The 19825-nt window shown below is 71.0% G+C and carries 11 protein-coding genes; 3 read left to right on the top strand and 8 right to left on the bottom strand.

From position 1 onward, the window contains the following. Window positions 1-48: 48 nt before the first annotated feature. Window positions 49-2253: a trypsin-like serine protease gene (locus ACFY2Z_RS21495; RefSeq protein WP_390745700.1), complete on the top strand. Its 2205-nt coding sequence runs from the start codon at window positions 49-51 to the stop codon at window positions 2251-2253. A 191-nt stretch (window positions 2254-2444) separates the two neighbouring features. Here ACFY2Z_RS21495 and ACFY2Z_RS21490 read toward each other — a convergent pair whose 3' ends face one another. From ACFY2Z_RS21490 to ACFY2Z_RS21480, 3 genes are read right to left on the bottom strand one after another with little or no spacing between them, the layout of a single operon-like run. Continuing rightward, window positions 2445-3590: a glycosyltransferase family 4 protein gene (locus ACFY2Z_RS21490; RefSeq protein ID WP_390745699.1), complete on the bottom strand. Its 1146-nt coding sequence runs from the start codon at window positions 3588-3590 to the stop codon at window positions 2445-2447. Then, the gene (locus ACFY2Z_RS21485) at window positions 3587-6460 is read right to left on the bottom strand and encodes a CDP-glycerol glycerophosphotransferase family protein (protein WP_390745698.1); all 2874 of its coding nucleotides are present in this window, start codon (window positions 6458-6460) and stop codon (window positions 3587-3589) included. The genes ACFY2Z_RS21490 and ACFY2Z_RS21485 overlap by 4 nt, the downstream gene beginning before the upstream one ends. 8 nt (window positions 6461-6468) lie before the next feature. Then, window positions 6469-8727, bottom strand: coding sequence for a CDP-glycerol glycerophosphotransferase family protein (locus tag ACFY2Z_RS21480; protein WP_390745697.1), 2259 nt, complete (start codon window positions 8725-8727; stop codon window positions 6469-6471). Between the two features lie 260 nt (window positions 8728-8987). On the opposite strand from ACFY2Z_RS21480, the gene galE reads away from it, so the two are divergent. After that, the gene (galE, locus tag ACFY2Z_RS21475; RefSeq protein WP_390745696.1) at window positions 8988-9956 is read left to right on the top strand and encodes a UDP-glucose 4-epimerase GalE; all 969 of its coding nucleotides are present in this window, start codon (window positions 8988-8990) and stop codon (window positions 9954-9956) included. Window positions 9957-10085: 129 nt separating this feature from the next. Here galE and obgE read toward each other — a convergent pair whose 3' ends face one another. The 5 genes from obgE to ACFY2Z_RS21450 all read right to left on the bottom strand — a co-directional run bounded on the left by obgE (window position 10086) and on the right by ACFY2Z_RS21450 (window position 17811). Beyond that, window positions 10086-11522 (bottom strand): GTPase ObgE, encoded by a 1437-nt coding sequence (gene obgE / locus ACFY2Z_RS21470; protein ID WP_390745695.1) that lies wholly within the window; start codon window positions 11520-11522, stop codon window positions 10086-10088. 129 nt (window positions 11523-11651) lie between these two features. Then, complete coding sequence (rpmA, locus tag ACFY2Z_RS21465; protein ID WP_311699018.1) at window positions 11652-11906, bottom strand: 50S ribosomal protein L27; 255 nt, start codon at window positions 11904-11906, stop codon at window positions 11652-11654. 14 nt (window positions 11907-11920) lie between these two features. Continuing rightward, the gene (rplU, locus tag ACFY2Z_RS21460; RefSeq protein WP_030749991.1) at window positions 11921-12241 is read right to left on the bottom strand and encodes a 50S ribosomal protein L21; all 321 of its coding nucleotides are present in this window, start codon (window positions 12239-12241) and stop codon (window positions 11921-11923) included. Window positions 12242-12574: 333 nt separating this feature from the next. Continuing rightward, on the bottom strand, window positions 12575-16774 hold the full coding sequence (locus ACFY2Z_RS21455) for a ribonuclease E/G (protein WP_390745694.1): 4200 nt from the start codon (window positions 16772-16774) through the stop codon (window positions 12575-12577). A 260-nt stretch (window positions 16775-17034) separates the two neighbouring features. Next, window positions 17035-17811 carry a TIGR03936 family radical SAM-associated protein gene (locus ACFY2Z_RS21450; RefSeq protein ID WP_390745693.1) on the bottom strand — a complete coding sequence of 259 codons (777 nt, stop codon included), beginning with the start codon at window positions 17809-17811 and terminating at the stop codon, window positions 17035-17037. Between the two features lie 712 nt (window positions 17812-18523). Here ACFY2Z_RS21450 and ACFY2Z_RS21445 point away from each other — a divergent pair. After that, window positions 18524-19219, top strand: a complete 696-nt coding sequence (locus tag ACFY2Z_RS21445; RefSeq protein ID WP_390745692.1) for a DUF899 domain-containing protein — start codon at window positions 18524-18526, stop codon at window positions 19217-19219. Window positions 19220-19825: the final 606 nt, after the last annotated feature.

Here is a 19825-nt window from a genome sequence, read left to right as displayed (position 1 = left end):
CACCGGGGACTCCCGGTCCCCGGGACCTCACGTCCAAGGAATCACGTCATGCGACACACCAGACATATGCGCCTCGCCGCGCTCGCCGCGGCCCTGATCGCCGGCCCGGTCGCGGTATGCGCCGCACCCGCGGCGGCCGTCACCGGCGCGTCCGTCAGCGACAACAGCTTCAGCTACACCGCCCAGGTCATCGTCGGCGACCACGACCGCGGCTGCTCCGGCGTCCTGGTCGACCCCGAGTGGCTGCTCACCGCCGCCAGTTGCTTCGCCGACAACCCCGCCGCGAGCCTGGCCGTGCCCGCGGGCAAGCCGAAGACCCCGACCACCGCCACCATCGGCCGCTCCGACCTCAGCGGTTCCGACGGGGCGGTACGCGACATCGTCCAGCTTGTTCCCCGCACCGACCGCGACATGGTCCTTGCGCGCCTGAACCGGCCGGTCACCAACGTCGCCCCCATCGCCGTGGCGACCACCGCACCCGCCGCGGGCGAGGAGCTGAAGTTCGCCGGATACGGCCGCACCAAGACCGAGTGGGCGCCGCTGACGCTGCACACCGGCGCGCTGACCGTGGACTCGGCCGCCGCCGGCTCGGCCACCGTCACCGGCAAGGACGGCGCGGCCGCCTGCATGGGCGACACCGGCGGCCCCGTGGTCCGCACGGCAGGCGGCACGCCGCAGCTGGTGGCCCTCAACAGCCAGTCGTACCAGGGCGGTTGCTTCGGCATCGACGCCTCCGAGACCCGCACCGGCGGCATCGCCGCCCGCGTCGACGACCTGGCCTCCTGGGTGACCTCCACCGTCGGTGCCCCCCGTATCACCGACTTCAACTGCGACGGCATCGAGGACACCGCCATCGCCGACCCCAAGGCGACCGTCGGCGGTGATGACGGCGCCGGTGTGGTCCGGATCGTCTACGGCGGCGGTAAGGGCACAGCCGAGATCAACCAGGACCTGAGCTGGGTGCCGGGCGACGCCGAGCCGAACGACTGGTTCGGCGAGGCCCTGGCCACCGTCGACTACAACGAGGACGGCTGCACCGACCTGGTCGTCGGCACCCCCTCCGAAGACCTGGGCACCGCACCCGACGCGGGCATGGTCGACCTCCTGTACGGCGCGCCGGGCGGCATCGGCGCCGGCGCCACCAAGGACACCCACTTCGAGCAGGGCACGGGCACCGGTTCCCTCAAGGCCTCGGCCGCCGAGAGCGGCGACCGCATGGGCCAGGCCCTCGCGTCCGGGACCACCGCCGCGGGCGATCCGTTCATCGTGATCGGCGACCCCGGTGAGGCCATCGGCAAGGTGGCCAAGGCGGGCATGGCCTTCTACGTGCACGGCGACACCAACGTGGCCATCAGCCAGGACAGCACCGGCGTGCCGGGTGCCGTGGAGGAGGGCGACGGCTTCGGCGGCACGGTCGCGGCCGACGCCAACCACATCGCCATCGGCGCCCCCAACGAGACCATCGGCACCGACGCGGATGCCGGCAACGTCGCGGTGTTCGACCACAAGCTGAACTCGGAGGGCCGCCCGACCCCGTTGTTCGGTCTCGACCAGGACCTGGACACCGTCTCCGGCGGTGCCGAGGCCGGCGACCTGTTCGGCAAGTCCCTCGCCCTGGTTCCCTACCGCCCGTCCGGGGCGGCGGCCGCCACCGAGTCCATCCTCGCAGTCGGCGCGCCGGGCGAGGACCTGGACATCGACGGCGTCAACAAGGCCGACGCGGGCAATGTGATCACCTTCCGCATCACCCCGACGGGCACGTACAGCCAGCTCAACGTGTACTACTCGGGCTCCGCCACCGACGAGATGGTCGGCACCTCCGAGGCCGGCGACCACTTCGGCCAGACCCTGGCCGCCGTCAACACCGCGCCGCGCGCGGTGAGCTCCGCCGCCACGATGAAGCTCGCCGTCGGCATCCCGGACGAGGCCGTCGGCACCACGGCCAAGGCCGGCGCCATCACCACCTTCTCGCTGCTCGGCTCCCGCGGCGACAACGACCGCTGGATCGAGGCGGGTACCTCCGGAATCCCCGGCCCGGCGGGCGCCAACCAGCACCTGGGTGTCAGCATGCACTTCACCGGCACCAAGCTGTACGTGGGCATGCCCTACGGTCCGTCCGGCTACGGCACGGCCTACGGCCTGCCGCTGTCCAACGTGACCGCAGGCGGCACCAACGCCGCGATCACCACGTACCAGCCCGGCACGGGCGGCCTCCCGGCCGCCGGCGGCCGCTTCGGCTACGTCGTCCGCTGACCGCAGAGCACCGGACACGACTCCGGTGACCGTGGCCCGAGCGGTTCCCGCACCGTGCCCGGCTGGGGTTTCCCAGCCGGGCACGGTGCGTCGGCGGCAGCGGGGTCCGCTGCCGCCGACAGTTCCTACGACGAGGGGGACCAGCCCTGTACGGGCTGGTCCCCCTCGTCATGTGCCGCGCACGGAACGGTTCAGCGCTCCAGGAACGTGAACAGTTCCTCCCACCGCTCGGAGATGGCCGCGGGCGAATACCGCTGGACGTTCGTCCGCGCCCGCTCACCCATCGTGTCGCGGAGCTCGGCGTCCTCCATCAGACGGCCCAGCTGGTAGGCGAGTTCGGAGACATTGCCGGGGCGGGCGAGGAGGCCGTCCTCCTCGTCCTGGATGATCTCGCGCACGCCCGGGGCGCAGTCGAAGGCCGCGCACGGTACGGCGCAGGCCATCGCCTCCAGCAGGGCCAGGGGGAAACCCTCGCCCCGGGAGGACTGCACGAACACGGACGCGCCCCGCAGCGCGCCGGCGACGTCATCCGTCTGGCCGGCCCACTCCACCGATCCGTCCAGGCCGAGCCGGGTGCACTGCTGCCGCAGGGCCTCCTCGTCGGGGCCGGAGCCGTAGATCTTGAGGAGCCAGCCGGGGTGCTTGGGCGACGCCTCGGCCCAGGTGTCCAGAAGCATGTCGATGCCCTTCTGGTGCCCCAGCCGGCCGATGCTCGCGACAACCTTCTCGGTCCGCTCGGAAGGGACCTCCGGCATCATTGGCAGCGGGTTCGGCATATAGCCGACGTTGTTGAGGCCCCGGCCTATCCACAGGTCGGCGTCCTCGCGGGTGAGCAGCAGCAGACGGTCGGTCTCCTTGTAGTACTGCTCGACGCGCTGGAAGCGGGAGGATCCGCGGGAGTACTCGTAGGACTCGTGGCTCATGCCGATGACCGAGTGCCCGGCGGTGTCGGCGACGGCCACCCACTCCATGGCCCACACCTGGGTCACGATGATCATCGCCCCGGGCCGGGCGGCTCGGAAGACGGACGACAGCCGCTCGGCGGCCCGGCGCATGCCCGCCTCACGCACGGCCTCGCGCCGCCGGGCCCTGAGGTTGGCACGGTCGTGCAGGCTCCGCGCTTGCCAGCGCCCCGGCGGGCGCTGGTCGTAGAGCGTCACCGTGGCGAACGGCGGGTTCTCCCCCAGGTCCATGGGGACCTCGGGCGGCGCGATGCCGACGATGGTCACCCGGTGGCCGCTCTCGGCGAACAGCTTGGCCATCAGCGCCTGCCAGCGTGCCACTCCGCCGAGTTCGTTGACCTCGTTGGCCACGAAGATGATGTCGCGCTGTGTCATCGGGCGTCTCCCCGGTTTCCGAAGAAGCGGTCGACGATCCGGGCGGCGGCATCGCCGCGGTCGTACTCGCCGTACTGGGTCACGAATTCCTTGAGGCGTGCCTCGTGGTCGGAGGCGAGGACCTGAAGATCCTCCAGGACGCCGAAGAGGTCCTCCGCCGTCCGGACGACAGGACCGGGGGCCTTCTCGGACAGGTCGAAGTACGTCCCGCGGCTGTTGTCGACGTACTCCTCCCAGTCGTAGGTGAAGAAGACCATCGGGCGCTGGAGCAGCGCATAGTCGAACATCACCGAGGAGTAGTCGGTGATCATCGCGTCCGCGAGCAGGAGGACCGGCGTGATGTCCGGCTCCTCGCTGACGTTGACCACCCGGCCCGCCACGGAGGGCGGGAGCGTCACGCTGTTGAGGTAGTGCGTCCGGATCAGCAGGGTGAACTGATCACCGAAGCGGTCCGCGAAGGCGTCGATGTCGAACGGGAACTCGAACTTCTGGACCTTCCCGTTCTGCTCCCGGAACGTGGGGGCGTACAGGACGACGGGACGGTCCGTGCGGATGCCGAGCCGCTCCGCGAGTTCCCGCGCGGCCGGGTCGAGGGTCTCGGCGTCCTTGGCGCGGACCAGCGCGTCGTTGCGCGGGTAGCCGGTACGCAGGAGCTTCTCCTCCGGGATCCGGTAGGCCGGGGCCAGGGTCTCCTCGTCGTGCCGGCCCCGCACCACGAAGTAGTCGAACCGGTCGATCGCCTCCTGGTAGGCGCTCTGCTCGTGCTCCGGCTTGATGCGGTACTTCGGCTCGTCGAATCCCATGCGCTTGAGCGCGGAACCGTGCCAGGTCTGGATGTAGGTGGTCTCCGGGCGCTTGTTCAGCTTCAGCGGGAAACCCTGGTTGTCGATCCAGAACTCGGCCTGCGCCAGCGCCCTGAGGTAGGGCCAGGACCAGCGGCGCACCAGCTCGACGTCCTTCGGGAAGCCCGTGGGACGCTCGCCGGCGTAGGACCATACGGCCTTGAAGGGCACACCGCGGCGGCGCATCTCCTCGTAGATGGCCCGGGGGCTGTCGCTGTACTGCTTGCCGAGGTGGCTCTCGAAGACCACCGTGCCCTTGCGGACGGGCAGCAGCCGGATCATCCGGTGGTAGTTCTCGATCTTGCGCGGGCCCGAGTGAAGGTCCTTGCGGGCCGCGACAACCTTGCGCGCCATCTTCTTCGCCAGCTCGGCGGGCGGACTCTGCATGTTGCGCTGCACCAGCATCGAGGTGCGGCGGGCGAGCCTGCCGTGCTGGGTCAGGTGGAAGGCGAGGTGGCCCTTGGCCGAGGCGTGCGGCTGAAGGCGGTCGGCCGTCATCCGGCCGAGCCGGGGACGGACGCGTACGGCTCCGGTCTCCTCCAGGGAGGTTTGACCGACCGTCAGCCGGCTGGTGGTCCGTTCGCCGTTGACGGTGAGGTGGAGGCGCACGTCCCACACGTCGTCGACGATGCCGAGCGGGCGGAGCTTCGCCGCGAGCGGCACGGTGGCCTGCCAGGACACGGACGCACCCTCGTGCTGCACGCTCTGCACCGGGAAGCGGAAGGTCTGCAGGCTCTTGCGGCGGGCGCGGAACTCCAGCTCGGCCTTGAGCTTCGCGTCCGGCGGGATCACCCCGAGCGGGTTGACGAGCGCGCCGGACACCGTGACGCCCGTGGGGCTCTCCGTGTAGGCGGTCGTCTGGTTGCGCAGGGCGAGGCGCTGGACCGGCTTGGCGTGGTACCCGAGGTCGGTCACGTCGAGGATCTCGCGGCCCACCGGGTCGTCGAGGTGCTCCGCGCACCAGTAGACGCGGCCGTCGCGCTCCACCAGGGAGCTGGACACCTTGCCCGGGTTGATGAGCGTGTCGATCGCCGGGGTGAGGTTCTTCCAGTCTTCACGCAGCAGCAGGAAGGCGCAGAGCCGGTGGATCGGGGACAGGCCCTCGTAGGCCTCCTGGGAGAAGTCCTGGATGTAGTCGCGGGCCATCTCGGCGAAGAGGTGCCGGTACTCGTCGTCCAGGAAGGGCAGGTCCCGCAGGTACAGCACGAGGTCGTGCTTGAGGAACTTGCGGTCCTTGTGGAGCTTCAGTTCGTCCTGGCCCTGTTCGGCGAGGATGCGGTCGATCCTGCGGTGGATCTCCACCCGGTCGGCGAAGTTGTTGATCTCATGGCGCCGGTTGCTGATCGACTTCTCGGCGGCCTTCTCGACGACGTTCCAGAAGTACACCGTGTTGGGGATCAGGGTGATCCGGGACGCGGCCAGGTAGGCCTGGGCCGAGAAGAGCAGGTCCTCGTAGTGGATGCCCCGGGGGAAGGTCAGCCCGCTGTCGATCAGGAACTCGCGCCGGTAGCACTTGTTCGTCGACAGGGTGTCGAAGACCAGCAGGTCCGGTATCTCGGCGACGGACTCGAAGGTACGGGTCTCCCGGTAGAGCCACGGGTACCACTTGACCGTCTTGCCGTGCCTGTTGTCCGTGTGGACCCGCAGGCAGAGGCCGGAGACCAGGTCGGCGCCGGTGCTCTCGGCAGCTTCCAGCATGTTCCGGCAGGCGTTCGGCTCCAGCGTGTCGTCGCTGTCGAGGAACATCACATAGCGGCCGCGGGCCACCGCCACGCCTTGGTTGCGCGGTTCGCCGCAGCCGCCGCTGTTCTCCGGCAGCTGGATCGCCCGCACGCGGTCGGACCGGGCGGCCAGCTGCTGCGCGACCTCGAAGGAGGCGTCGGTGGAGTGGTCGTCGGCGATGATCACCTCGACGTTGTGCAGGGTCTGGTCGAGGACCGACTGCACGGCTGTCGGAAGGCGTGCCGCGTCGTTGAAGACGATGACGACGACGCTGATGTCGGGCGTTGTGTCGGGGTGCTGGGACACTGCAGCAGCTACCTCTGGCTCGTGTGGGTGGATATCGGGACCGCCGCGTCGCGGGACGGTCCTGGTGGCGGGGCGGGGGTGCGTTCGTCCAGCGGGACGAGGGGCGGCAGGGCCTCGAGGGGCTCTCCGAGGAAGATGTGGCGCACGGTGCGTTCGGCCGCACGACCGTCGTCGAAGTCGCAGAAACGACGGCGGAAACGGTCCCGCGCCCGGGTGGCCCGCTCGCCGCGCCAGGCGTCGGAGCAGAGCACCTCGGCCAGTTGCTCCTCAGTGGTGGCGACGGCACCCGGCGCCTGCGCGAGCACATCGAAGTAGGTGCCGCGCACGGCGGAGTAGATGTCCCAGTCGTCGGCGAAGACCACGATCGGCCGGTCCAGGTTGGCGTAGTCGAACATCGCCGAGGAGTAGTCCGTGATCAGGCAGTCGGCGGCGAGGTAGAGGCGCTCGACCGCGGGGTGGGCGGACACGTCGAGGATCCGGCCGTCGGCCCGCAACTCGGCCGACCGGTCGGACCGGTGGTGGGCGTGGTGGCCGCGCACCAGCAGCACGGCGTCCGGACCCAGCCGCTCGGCCAGCCTCACCGGATCGAGACGCAGTTCGAAGTCGCGCTGGTACTCGCGGTGCGTCGGGAGGTAGAGGAAAACCGTCGTGCCCTCGCTCAACCCGAGCTCGCGGCGGGCCTCGCGCACGTCCTCGGCCGTGGAGTTGAGCAGGACGTCGTTGCGCGGATAGCCGGTCGCCAGGGAGGTGTACGAGCACGGGTACGCCCGCTCCCAGACGGCGCTCGAGAACCGGTTGGAGACAAGGCTGAAGTCCCAGCGGTCGCAGCGCTCGAGGAGCTTGCCGAAGTCCATGCTCGTCGAGGCCGGGTACTTCTGCTGGTCCAGGCCCATGGTCTTCAGCGGGGTGCCGTGGTGGGTCTGCACATGGATCTGGCCCTCCCGCTTCACGACGGCGTTCGGGAAGTTCACGTTGTTGACCAGATACGTGGCACGGGCGACGGCGGCCCAGTACTCGCGCGACCCGACCCGCACGTGGTCGACGCCCTCGGGCACGGTGTCCGCCACGTCCGGGTGGATCGCCCACACCCGGCGTATGTGCGGTGCGAGGCGGGCGAGCTCGGAGTCGATGGCCGCCGGGTTGCAGGAGACGCCGCGGCTCCAGTAGGCGGAGAACACCGCCAGGTTCTCGTCGCGCGGCAGCCGCAGCCGGGACTGGTAGTACAGGCTCATGGCGCCGCGCCGGGAGCGGTTGAGGGTGGTGCGCGCTCGGCCCCGGACCGTGTTGCGGATCTTCACCGCGGCCGTGGCGCCCGCCAGTCCTGCGTAGGCGTCGCGTTCCAGCAGCGCGTACTTCTTGCCGCGGGCACCGGCCGGCTTCCGGAAGCCCTCGGGCTTCCGGTCACGGTAGTCGGCGGCGGCACGGTGGAAGAACTCCGCCCGGGCGTCCTGCGGCAGCCGTCCGGGGCGGTCCAGGACGGCCAGGTAGTGGTCGACCATCTTGCGGAACAGGGGGGCGCGCCAGCGGGCCCCGTCCTCACGTGCGTCGAGGAAGTCGAAGACGCGGCGGTACTGCTCGAAGACGTCGAAGTGCTTGCGGCTGACGGTGCCGAGGATGTTGCCGCCCTCGCGCCGCTGCCGGTACAGCAGGCAGACCCGGTCCAGGACGGTGATGCGGTCCGCGGCGATCAGGGAGCGGAACGTCCACAGGGCGTCCTCGTAGTAGCCCGCCGGGAAGATGAGGCCCTCCCGGGCGATGAAGTCCCGGCGGTAGGCCTTGTTGCAGACGATCTGCAGCAGATCGAGCAGCTGTGGCCGCTCGGCGAGGGGGAAGACCTCCCCGTCGGCTTCCTTGAGCAGGTGGGCCCGCTGGTTCGGGCGGACCTCGCCGTTCCAGTAGGTGCGCACATAGTCGTAGACCAGTACCTCGGGATCGCCGGCGGCCTCCAGCCGCTCGGCTATGGCCGAGAGCGCCCCCGGGGCCAACGTGTCGTCACTGTCCAGGAACAGGACGTAATCGCCGCGGACCTTTTCCAGGGCGATATTGCGCGCGCGCCCCAGACCGACGTTCTCCGTGAGGTGAATCACATGAATACGGGCGTCCCGTGCGGCGTACTCGTCAAGAATGGCCCCCGAACCGTCGGGGGAGCAGTCGTCGACGGCGACGATTTCGAAGTCCGCGTAGTCCTGCCCCAGGACCGACTCAAGACACTCGGCGAGGTACCCCTGCACCTTGTAGGCAGGGACGACGAGGGAGAGTCTTGGCATCCTTTGCAAACCTGTCTCCGGGGCGGACGTTGGGTACACGGGCGGGGGCCCGGGGCGCGGCCTTCACCGACCTGATGGCACGCCGCCCATCAGAGTAAGGGATTCACGAGATGTTTCCGTGAAATCGGTCGTCCGTCCACCTGAGCACGTCCCGATGATTTTCACCTTTTCCTTCAGAACGCATCCCTTTTGCCCGATTCGATTTTCCGGGGCTCACCGACCAGTCTGAAGACACTGACCACCGCACAGGAGAGGTGACCATGAGCTGGCTGGTAACGGGCGGCGCCGGGTACATAGGCGCGCACGTGGTGCGCGCCCTGATGCGGGGCGGTGAGAGCGTCGTGATCTACGACGACCTCTCTACCGGCAGCGCCGACCGCGTGCCTGCCGACGCTCCGCTGGTGGTCGGCAGCGTGCTGGACGCGGAGAGGCTCGCGCAGACGATTCGTGACCATGATGTGACCGGTGTGGTGCACATCGCGGCCAAGAAGCAGGTGGGCGAGTCCGTCGAGCGGCCGCTCCACTACTATCGGGAGAACGTCACCGGGCTTCAGACCCTGCTCGACGTCATGACGGCTGCCGGGGTCGACCGGCTCGTCTTCTCCTCCTCCGCCGCTGTATACGGCATGCCGGACGTGGACCTCGTCACCGAGGACACCCCCTGCGCTCCCATGAGCCCCTACGGCGAGACCAAGCTGATCGGCGAGTGGCTGATCGGCGCCGCCGCCCGGGCCCACGGGATCCGGGCCGCCTCGCTGCGCTACTTCAACGTGGCGGGGGCAGGCAGCCCCGAACTCGCGGACACCGGCGTGTTCAACCTCATCCCCATGGTCTTCGAGCGCCTCGAAGCCGGTGAGGCTCCCCGGATCTTCGGCGACGACTACGCCACGCCGGACGGCACCTGTGTCCGCGACTACATCCACGTCGAGGACATCGCCACCGCCCACCTCGCGGCCGCCCGCCGCCTCCAGGACACTCCTGCGGGAACCTCGCTCGTCCTGAACATCGGCCGGGGCGAGGGCAGTTCCGTCCGGGAGATGGTGGACCGCATCCTCAAGGTCACCGGCCACGACGTGGTGCCCGCGGTGTCGGAACGCCGCCCCGGCGACCCGGCCCGTGTGGTGGCCTCCGCCGACCGTATCCACCGGGAACTCGGCTGGTCGGCCGAACACGACCTGGACGACATGATCGAGTCGGCCTGGAAGGGCTGGCGGCACCGCCACCAGTGAGCCCCGTGACGGGCGCCCCTCAGCGCCCGTCGACACGTCGACCCGGCCCGAAGGAGCCCCGAAGCCGCTCGGGCCGACCAGGGGGCAGCCGGCACGGCCACCGTGCTGCCCCCGGGCGGTCGGCGCCGCTCAGAACGGCTCGAAGTCGTCGAACTCCTGGAGGGCCTCGTCCCGCTCGGCCTGCCGGTCCTTGCGCCGCTGCGAGGCGGGCCGCGCCGCCTCGAACCGGTGGTCCTCACCCCGTCGGCCGAGCATCTCCGCACCCGCCGTGACCGTCGGCTCCCAGTCGAAGACGACCGCGTTGTCCTCGGGTCCGATGGCGACGCCGTCGCCGGACCGGGCGCCCGCCTTCATCAGCGCCGCCTCGACACCGAGGCGGTTGAGCCGGTCGGCGAGATAGCCGACGGCCTCGTCGTTGTTGAAGTCGGTCTGCCGCACCCAGCGCTCGGGCTTCTCGCCGCGCACCCGGAACAGCCCCTCGTCCTCGCGCGTCACCGTGAAGCCCGCGTCGTCCACGGCCTTCGGCCGGATGACGATCCGCGTCGCCTCCTCCTTCGGCTTGGCGGCGCGGGCCCTCGCGACGAGGTCGGCAAGGGCGAACGAGAGCTCCCTGAGCCCGAGATGGGCCACGGCGGACACCTCGAAGACGCGGTAGCCACGCGACTCCAGGTCCGGCCGCACCATCTCGGCCAGGTCCTTGCCGTCCGGTACGTCGGTCTTGTTGAGGACGACGATGCGCGGGCGGTTGTCCAGCCCGCCGTACTCGCGCAGCTCGGCCTCGATGATGTCGAGGTCGGAGAGGGGATCGCGGTCGGACTCCAGGGTGGCCGTGTCCAGCACGTGCACGAGCACGCTGCATCGCTCGACGTGCCGCAGGAACTCCAGGCCGAGTCCCTTGCCCTGGCTGGCGCCCGGGATCAGCCCCGGCACGTCCGCGATCGTGTAGACGGTCTCGCCCGCGGTGACCACTCCGAGGTTGGGCACGAGGGTGGTGAACGGATAGTCGGCGATCTTCGGCTTGGCCGCGGACAGCACGGAGATCAACGAGGACTTGCCCGCGCTGGGGTAGCCGACGAGGGCCACGTCCGCGACCGTCTTCAGCTCCAGCACGATGTCCTGCAGATCGCCGGGCTCGCCGAGCAGCGCGAAGCCGGGCGCCTTGCGCCGGGCGGAGGCCAGCGCCGCGTTGCCGAGGCCGCCGCGGCCACCCTGGGCGGCGACGTACGACGTCCCGTGCCCGACCAGGTCGGCCAGGACGTTGCCCGCCTTGTCGAGCACGACCGTGCCGTCCGGCACCGGCAGGACCAGGTCCTGGCCGTCCTTGCCGGCGCGGAAGCCGCCCTCGCCGGGCTTGCCGTTGGTGGCCTTGCGGTGCGGGGAGTGGTGGTAGTCGAGAAGCGTGGTGACGGACTGGTCGACGGTGAGGATCACGTCGCCGCCCCGGCCGCCGTTGCCCCCGTCGGGGCCGCCGAGCGGCTTGAACTTCTCGCGGTGTACGGAGGCACAGCCGTGGCCTCCGCTACCCGCGGCGACATGGAGTTCGACGCGGTCCACGAAGGTGGTCATGGTAGGTGCCTCCAGAAACGTACGGGGTGTGCTTGAGTAACAAGCGAAAGGCGGACCCGCCTTCCCGACCGGGAAGTGAGGTCCGCCTCGCGCAACGCTCTACGGCGCCTGAACCCGAAAGGGACTGTCTCAGGCGACCGGAACGATGTTCACGACCTTGCGGCCGCGGTGGGTACCGAACTCCACCGCACCGGGCTGCAGCGCGAACAGCGTGTCGTCGCCGCCGCGGCCGACGCCCGCGCCGGGGTGGAAGTGGGTGCCGCGCTGGCGGACCAGGATCTCACCCGCGCTGACGACCTGACCGCCGAAGCGCTTCACGCCGAGCCGCTGGGCGTTGGAGTCGCGACCGTTCCGGGTGGACGATGCGCCCTTCTTGTGTGCCATTTCTCCTCAGTCCCTTACTTCGCAGCCGCGGGGATCGACGTGACCTTGATCGCCGTGTACTGCTGGCGGTGGCCCTGCCGACGACGGTAGCCGGTCTTGTTCTTGTAGCGCAGAATGTCGATCTTCTGGCCCTTGTGGTGGTCCACGACCTCAGCCTGGACCTTGATGCCGGCCAGCACCCACGGGTCGCTGGTCACAGCGTCGCCGTCGACCACGAGCAGGGTCGAGAGCTCGACCGTGTCGCCAACCTTGGCAGTGGAAATCTTGTCAACCTCAACGATGTCGCCGACAGCAACCTTGTGCTGGCGACCACCGCTGCGCACGATGGCGTACACGCGGATCTCACTCTCATCACTCGGGAAACGGCACCCCCGCAGTCCAGCCGTCCGGCACCGCGAACGGCCTCTCCCGAGGCGCCCGGCGCCCGGAAGGAAGAGGTTTACGGGGATGTGGCGCATCAGTGGACACGCCGACGGTCAAGGTTACGGGGACGGGCCTGACGGGTCAAACCGGGCTCGGCCTGACGACGTACGAAGCGGCCGGCCACTCCCCAAAGGCGGCGACAGCGGCCGCGCTGACGGCGCGTCGCACACGGCGGCGGCCCGCCCCGGGAGATCCCGGGGCGGGCCGCCGTCGTGCGATGCCGTGACCGTGGAGGGGTCGGTGGGTCAGTCCTCCGTGGTCACCGAGACCGTCGGCTGAGCCGGCTGCCCGGCGGCGGCCGTCTTCTTGGCGACCGTCTTCTTGGCCGCCGCCTTCTTGGCGGTGGTCTTCTTCGCGGCGGTCTTCTTGGCAGCCGTCTTCTTGGCCGTCGTCTTCTTCGTGGCGGCCTTCTTCGCCGTCGCCTTCTTGGCGGTCTTGCGGGCCGCCTTCTTGGCGGGCGCGGACTCCTCGGCCTCGGCCTCCGCCGCCTGGGCCGGCTCCCCGGCCGGAGCCGGTTCCTCGGCCGCCGACGGGACGACCATGACGGCCGCCTCCTCGGAGGAGGTGGGCGCGGTGGACTTGCGCACGGCGCGACGGCGCGGACGGGCCGGAGCCGCGGCCTCGGCCGTCTCGACCGCCTCGACCGCCTCGGGGGCCTCGACGGTCGCCACAGGCGCCGCGACGGGGGCCTCGGCCTGCGGTGCGGCCTCGCCGACCGTCACCACGGCCTCCGCGGGCGAACCGGCGGGCGCCGACACCCTGCGGGTCGCACGGCGGCGCGTACGGCCCTTGGGCGCGGCCTCCTCCTCGACCGGCGCGGGCACCTCGACGACCGGGTCCTCGACCGCCACCGGCTCCGCCTCGGCGTCCTGCCGCGACTTCGGAGCACGCTCGTCCTTACGGGACCTCGGCGCCCGCTCCTCGCTGCGCGGGGCACCGGCGGGAGCCGATGCCCGCCGGGTCGCACGGCGCCGCGAACGGCCCCTGGAAGCGGCGGCCTCGGCCTCGGCGACGCTGCTGTACAGCTCCTCGTCGGCGGCGAACGCCGGCTCCGGCAGGGCGACCGGGGCCGCGATCTCGGCGGCCACCTCGGCCTCGAACTCCGCGGCGGCAGGAGCCGCCTCGACGGCCTCCTCGACCTCCGCGGCCACGGCCTCGTGCGTCTCGGGCTCGGCCTCGGCACCGCCCCGGCCGCGCTTCTTGCGCTTGCCGCCGGCGGCGGGCGGCTGGTCCATGTGCACGATCACGCCACGGCCGTTGCAGTGGACACAGGTCTCGGAGAAGGACTCCAGCAGACCCTGGCCGACCCGCTTGCGGGTCATCTGCACGAGGCCCAGCGAGGTCACCTCGGCGACCTGGTGCTTCGTACGGTCGCGGCCCAGGCACTCCAGCAGACGCCGCAGCACCAGGTCGCGGTTGGACTCCAGGACCATGTCGATGAAGTCGATGACCACGATGCCGCCGAGGTCGCGCAGCCGCAGCTGGCGCACGATCTCCTCGGCCGCCTCCAGGTTGTTCCTGGTCACGGTCTCTTCGAGGTTGCCGCCCTGGCCGGTGAACTTGCCGGTGTTGACATCGATCACGACCATGGCCTCGGTCTTGTCGATCACCAGCGAACCACCGCTGGGCAGCCAGACCTTGCGGTCCAGCGCCTTGGCGAGCTGCTCGTCGATCCGGTACGTGGCGAAGACGTCTACCTCGCTGGTCCACCGCTGCAGACGGTCGGCCAGGTCGGGCGCGACGTGCGCGACGTATCCGTGGATCGTCCCCCATGCCTCGTCACCGCTGACGATGACCTTGGAGAAGTCCTCGTTGAAGATGTCGCGCACGACCCGGACGGTCATGTCCGGCTCGCCGTACAGCAGCGTCGGCGCGTTGCCGTTCTTCGCCTTCTTCTGGATGTCCTCCCACTGCGCCTGCAGTCGCTCGACGTCCCGGCGCAGCTCCTCCTCGCTCGCGCCCTCGGCGGCGGTGCGCACGATGACGCCCGCGTCCTCGGGGACGATCTTCTTGAGGATGGTCTTCAGCCGGGCCCGCTCGGTGTCGGGCAGCTTGCGGCTGATGCCGGTCATCGAGCCTTCGGGGACGTACACCAGGTAGCGGCCCGGGAGGGAGACCTGGCTGGTCAGACGGGCACCCTTGTGTCCGATGGGGTCCTTGGTGACCTGCACCAGGACCGACTGCCCGGACTTGAGGGCGCTCTCGATGCGGCGCGGGCCGCCGGAGAGCCCGAGCGCCTCGAAGTTGACCTCACCGGCGTACAGGACGGCGTTCCGGCCCTTGCCGATGTCGATGAAGGCGGCCTCCATCGACGGCAGCACGTTCTGCACCTTGCCGAGGTAGACGTTGCCGACGTACGAGGTCGACTGCTCCTTGTTGACGTAGTGCTCGACGAGCACGCCGTCCTCCAGGACGCCGATCTGCGTGCGCTCACCGCTCTGCCGCACGACCATCACACGCTCGACGGCCTCGCGCCGGGCCAGGAACTCGGCCTCGGTGATGATCGGCACACGGCGACGGCCCTGCTCGCGTCCCTCACGGCGGCGCTGCTTCTTGGCCTCGAGACGGGTCGAGCCCTTGATGGACTGCACCTCGTCGGTGGCGTCACCGGAGCGCTCGTCCTTCTTACGGGGCTCGCGCACCTTGACGACCGTGCGCTCCGGGTCGTCCGACGACGGCTCGCTGTCGACGCCGCTGTCACCGGCCCGGCGGCGGCGCCGACGGCGGCGACGGCTGCTGCTGGTACCGCCGGCCGACGACTCCTCGCCGTGCTCCTCGGACGCGTCCTCGGCGTCCTCGTCCAGCTGCTCGGCGGTGTCCTCGGCGTCCTGCGCGGCCTGCTCGGCGGCGAGCTCCTCGGCCTCCTCGCCCTCGGCGGCCTCGCCCCTACGGCGGCGACGGCCACCACGGCGGCGGCGCCGACGCGAACCGGTCTCCTCCGTCTCGTCGGCCTCTTCGACCTCGGCGGACTCCTCCGGCTCCTCGGCCTCTTCGGCCTCCTGCGCCTCATCGGCGGTCTCGGGCGCGATGGCCACCGGCTCCTCGTCACCACCGCGGCGACGACGGCGGCGGCGCTGGCCGGCCGGCTCCTCCTCGACGGTCTCGTGCTGCTCCGCGGCCTCGGCGGCGGCGGCAGCGGCGGCGGCCCGCTCCGGGGTCTGGAACATCGGCTCGGCGAACACCGGCGCCTGGAAGACGGCCACGGCGGGGCGCGCCGGGCGCTGTGCGGCCTCGGACGACTCGTCGGCGGCGGACCGCGCGGGCTCGGAGAACCCGGTGGCGGCCTTGCGCACGACGCGACGGCGGGAGCGGCGCGAAGCGGCCTCCTCGGCGACCGGCTCCGCCTGCGACGGGGCGGCCGCCGGTGCCTCGGGGGTCTCGGCGGCGGTCACGGGCGCCGCCTCGGGCGCTGCGGCGGTCTCGTCCACGGGCGCCGACACCCGGCGGGTGGCACGCCGACGGGCGCGACGGGGGGCCTCCTCGGCGGCGGGAGCTTCGGGGGCGGTCTCCTCGGCGGCCGCCGGTGCCTCGGGGGCGGTCTCCTCGGCGACGGGAGCCTCGACGATCTCGGCGGACTCGGGCGCACCGGCAGGCGCGGACGCGCGGCGCGCGGCACGGCGACGCGTACGACGCGGGGCGGTCTCCTCGGCCGACGGCTCGGCCTCGGTCTCCGCGGCGGCCGCCGGTGCCTCGGGGGCGGTCTCCTCGGCGACGGGAGCCTCGACGATCTCGGCGGACTCGGGCGCACCGGCAGGCGCGGACGCGCGGCGCGTCGCACGACGACGCGTACGAGCCGGAGCCACCTCCTCAGCCTCCGCCGGAGCCTCCACGGCGGGCACGGGCGCCTCGGCACCCTCCGCACCAGCGGCCACCACAACCTCCACCGTCTCAGCGGACTCGGGCGCACCGGCAGGCGCGGACGCGCGGCGCGTCGCACGACGACGCGTACGAGCCGGAGCCGCCTCCTCAGCCTCCGCCGGAGCCTCCACGGCAGGCACGGGCGCCTCGGCACCCTCCGCACCAGCGGCCACCACAACCTCCACCGTCTCAGCGGACTCGGGCGCACCGGCAGGCGCGGACGCCCGGCGCGTGGCGCGACGGCGCGTACGAGTCGGAGCGGCCTCCTCGGCCACCGGTTCCGTCGGCTCGGCCTCACCGGTCACGGCGGTCGCGGCCTCGGTCTCTTCGTTCTCTTCTGCCCCAGTGGCCTCGACGGCCTCCGCTGCCGGGGCGGCCTCGGCGGGCTGCCCGGTCTGTGCGGTCGGTATGGCCGATGCCGTGCCGGTCACGACTTCGGTCGTCGTGCCCTCGGAGGTCTCGGTGTCGGCCGCGGCCGACGGCGGGCCCGCCGGGCGCGACGCGGCACGGCGCCGACGGCGCGGCGGCAGAGTGTCGCTGGGGGTGTTGTTCTCGGAGCCCTCGATGGGCTCGGTCGGTTCGAGCATGCGGGCGTTTCTCCCGTCAGGCTCCCGGGCGCCGTGCCTGGTCCGGCATCGCCGGTGACGTCCGCGGCTCGCGCGATGCGCGGTGCCGCCGTCCGGGGCGCGGGCGCCGCACGGGAGCTCTCTGTGTCTTGTCTCACCGGTTCCGTACGCCCATGTGCGCACGGCCTGGCGAAAGTCTTCTGGTCGATGCGCTGCCCGACCCAGGTGGCTCCCGAGTACAAGGGTGGCGCTACGACGTCCGTCCCTACGCGGGACCTTCCTTACGCCGGCGCCGTCGCGGCGGCAGTCGCACCGGCCGTGACTGGCTCGGTCGCTGCTGCCTCGCGGTCGGGCGCGAGCGGGTCGGTCACCGTGCCGGTCTCTTCATCGAGCAGCCCCTGCGCCAGCCTGGTCACCGCTGCGGGGACCGGCGGCGCCAGGTCGGCCACGGCGCGGAGACCGGACAGGACGTCGTCGGGTCGTACGGCAGGCGTCACGTGCCGAACAACCAGCCGCAGTATCGCACAGGGCTGGTCGGTCGGCCTATCGGCATGCGAACTGTGTGTGTCCACGCTTTCGAGGCTCACGACCGCGGGGCGGGCGTCGAAGGTGCGCACACCGTTCTTGGTCATGCGCTGGACCTCGACGGTGCCTGCCTCGCTGAAGGCCGCGACCGCACGCTCGGCGTCCGCGGGGTCCACGCCGTTCAGGCGCAGCTCCCACACCGATGCCGTGAGCCGGTCGGCGAGCCCGGAGGTGCGGGCCTCGACCGCCTCGATGACATCGAGCCCGGCGGGCAGCGACTCGTCGAGGAGCTCACGCAGCTTGTCCGGGTCGCGCGCCTCGGTGAGCGCGATTTCCAGATACTCCGCCTCACTGCCCGTGCCGGTGGGTGCGGCATTGGCGTACGACACCTTCGGATGCGGCGTGAACCCCGCCGAGTACGCCATCGGCACCTCGGCACGGCGCAGCGCACGCTCGAAGGCGCGCTGGAAGTCACGGTGGCTGGTGAACCGGAGGCGGCCGCGCTTGGTGTAGCGCAGTCGGATGCGCTGCACCGCGGGTGCGGGCGGCGGGCCTTCGGGCTGTCGCTTGCCCAGTGTCGTTCAGTCCTTCGTGAGAGCGGTGGTCCTGCTACCAAGACTACGTGTCCACCCGGCCATCGGTTCCCGGAGGGAGATCCTCCGGAACTCGCGGGGTTCCGGGACCGCACCCCCGGACGATGTGCCCGACGGGCGTCGGCACCGTCTGTGTCCCCCTTACACCGGCTCCACGAAGATCCACCGGAAGAGGTCCCGAGGAACCGCCGGAGAAAGAGCAGGCGCCGAGCCCCCTCCAGGCCCGGAGGGGGCTCGGCGATGCGATGATCCGCTGCCCGATCACAGCGACCTCGGCGAAGCACTGACGCCAGGACCCGTCCAACGCCCCCACCACCCCGAGCGGGCGGCCGGCGAGCCCGTCCAGGATCACCGACACCTCGGACCGGGTGACCGACGCGACTGTCCCGTCGCAGAGATCAGCGATATGGACCGCTGCCGGCAATCTCCTGACGGCCTGGTCTCCGTCGCTTCCCCACGCCGTCCAGGTTCTCACGCGGCCAGGCCCGGGGTCAGGCCGAGCCGACCTCGTACAGACAGAAGCGTGGTGATGTCCACCATGACCGTGATGCCCGCGCTGATGAGATCGGGCGGGACGACCGATGAGTTCCGGAGCCCGGTGAGGTCTGCCTCTGCGCAAGGGAAAGCCGCGCACGAACTCTGTGAGGGGACCATGACCACCCATGCCCTACCACCCGTCGTCGACGCCGCGACCTGGGAGCGCCGGCTCGAGGCACTGCGTGCCCGGGAGAAGGCCGCGACGCGGGAGCTCGACGCCATCGCCGCCGAGCGTCGTCGCCTGCCGATGGTCGAGATGCCCGACTACACCCTCGAGGGTGAGGACGGCCCCGTTCGGCTGGCGGACGTCTTCGAAGGCAGGCGGCAACTGATCGTCTACAACCACATGTGGTTCGCCGGCAAGGAGTGGCAGTGCCCGGGCTGCACGGGGTTCACCTCGCAGTACACCCGCCTGGAGTTCCTGGACAACTACGACGCGCGATTCGTCATCGTCACCCAGGGCCCCATCGAAGAGGCACTCGCCTACAAGCAACGGGTCGGCAACCGGATGCCGTGGTACTCGACGGCCGACAGCTCGTTCGGGGCCGATGTCGGCGCACCGACTGACGGAGGGTTCGCGGTCAACGTGTTCCTGCGCGACGGCGACACCGTCTATCGCACCTGGCACACCGACGGCCGGGGTACGGAGCAGCTCAGTCACACCTTCGCGCTGATCGATCTCCTGCCGTACGGACGACAGGAGGAATGGCAGGACTCACCCGAAGGCTGGCCCCAGTCACCCACCTACAGCCGGTGGACGACGTCCAAGGACATCGCCGCGCTCTACGGCTCGGGCTCGGGCGGCGACTGAACCGCTCATGGCCGACGAGCGGGCGAACTCGGTGGGCCGGCACAAGCCCATCGTCCCGGAGCCCCCTCCCCATCGGGAAGGGGGCCCCACCGATCACGCCGAACCGGGGCCGGGCAAGGCGTCCGGGGCGTGGGAGGAACCGCGGCCGGCGCGGGGGCGCCTTGTCCTCGTTCGTCACAACACCCCGCAGAAATCGTGGACGTTGGCTCCCAGGACCGGTGCTCGGGCCGCCATCGCCCGTGGCTTCATCCGCTGGTGCCGTGTGCCGAGAGGTCCCAGAGGCACTGTGCGGCCTCGGGGTCAAGAGCGTAGTGGCGACACCGGCACGCTCCGGGCCGCCGTGGCACAGCCGGGCCAGGATTCTCGCCGCCCTCACCAAGCTCCTCGACGCCGCCTCGCCGAAGGGGATGTCCTGGACGATCCGGCAGCCTTCGATGTCCTGACACGCCACAGCGGCATCGCCCTCGCGTCGACCGACCCCGAACAGCACGAACGCCTGCTCGCCCCGCTGATGGACGGACTGGGACGCGGTCCTGGCGGAGCTGACCGCTGAAGGGTCAGCCACGTGGCACGCCGATACCGGGGGGAGACCTGTCCTCTGACTGC

Source organism: Streptomyces sp. NPDC001222 (genome assembly GCF_042896945.1).
GTDB classification, from domain to species: Bacteria; Actinomycetota; Actinomycetes; order Streptomycetales; family Streptomycetaceae; genus Streptomyces; species Streptomyces gibsoniae.
The sequence above is the reverse complement of the archived record's forward strand: the minus strand, read 5'-3'. Positions and strand labels throughout refer to the sequence as shown.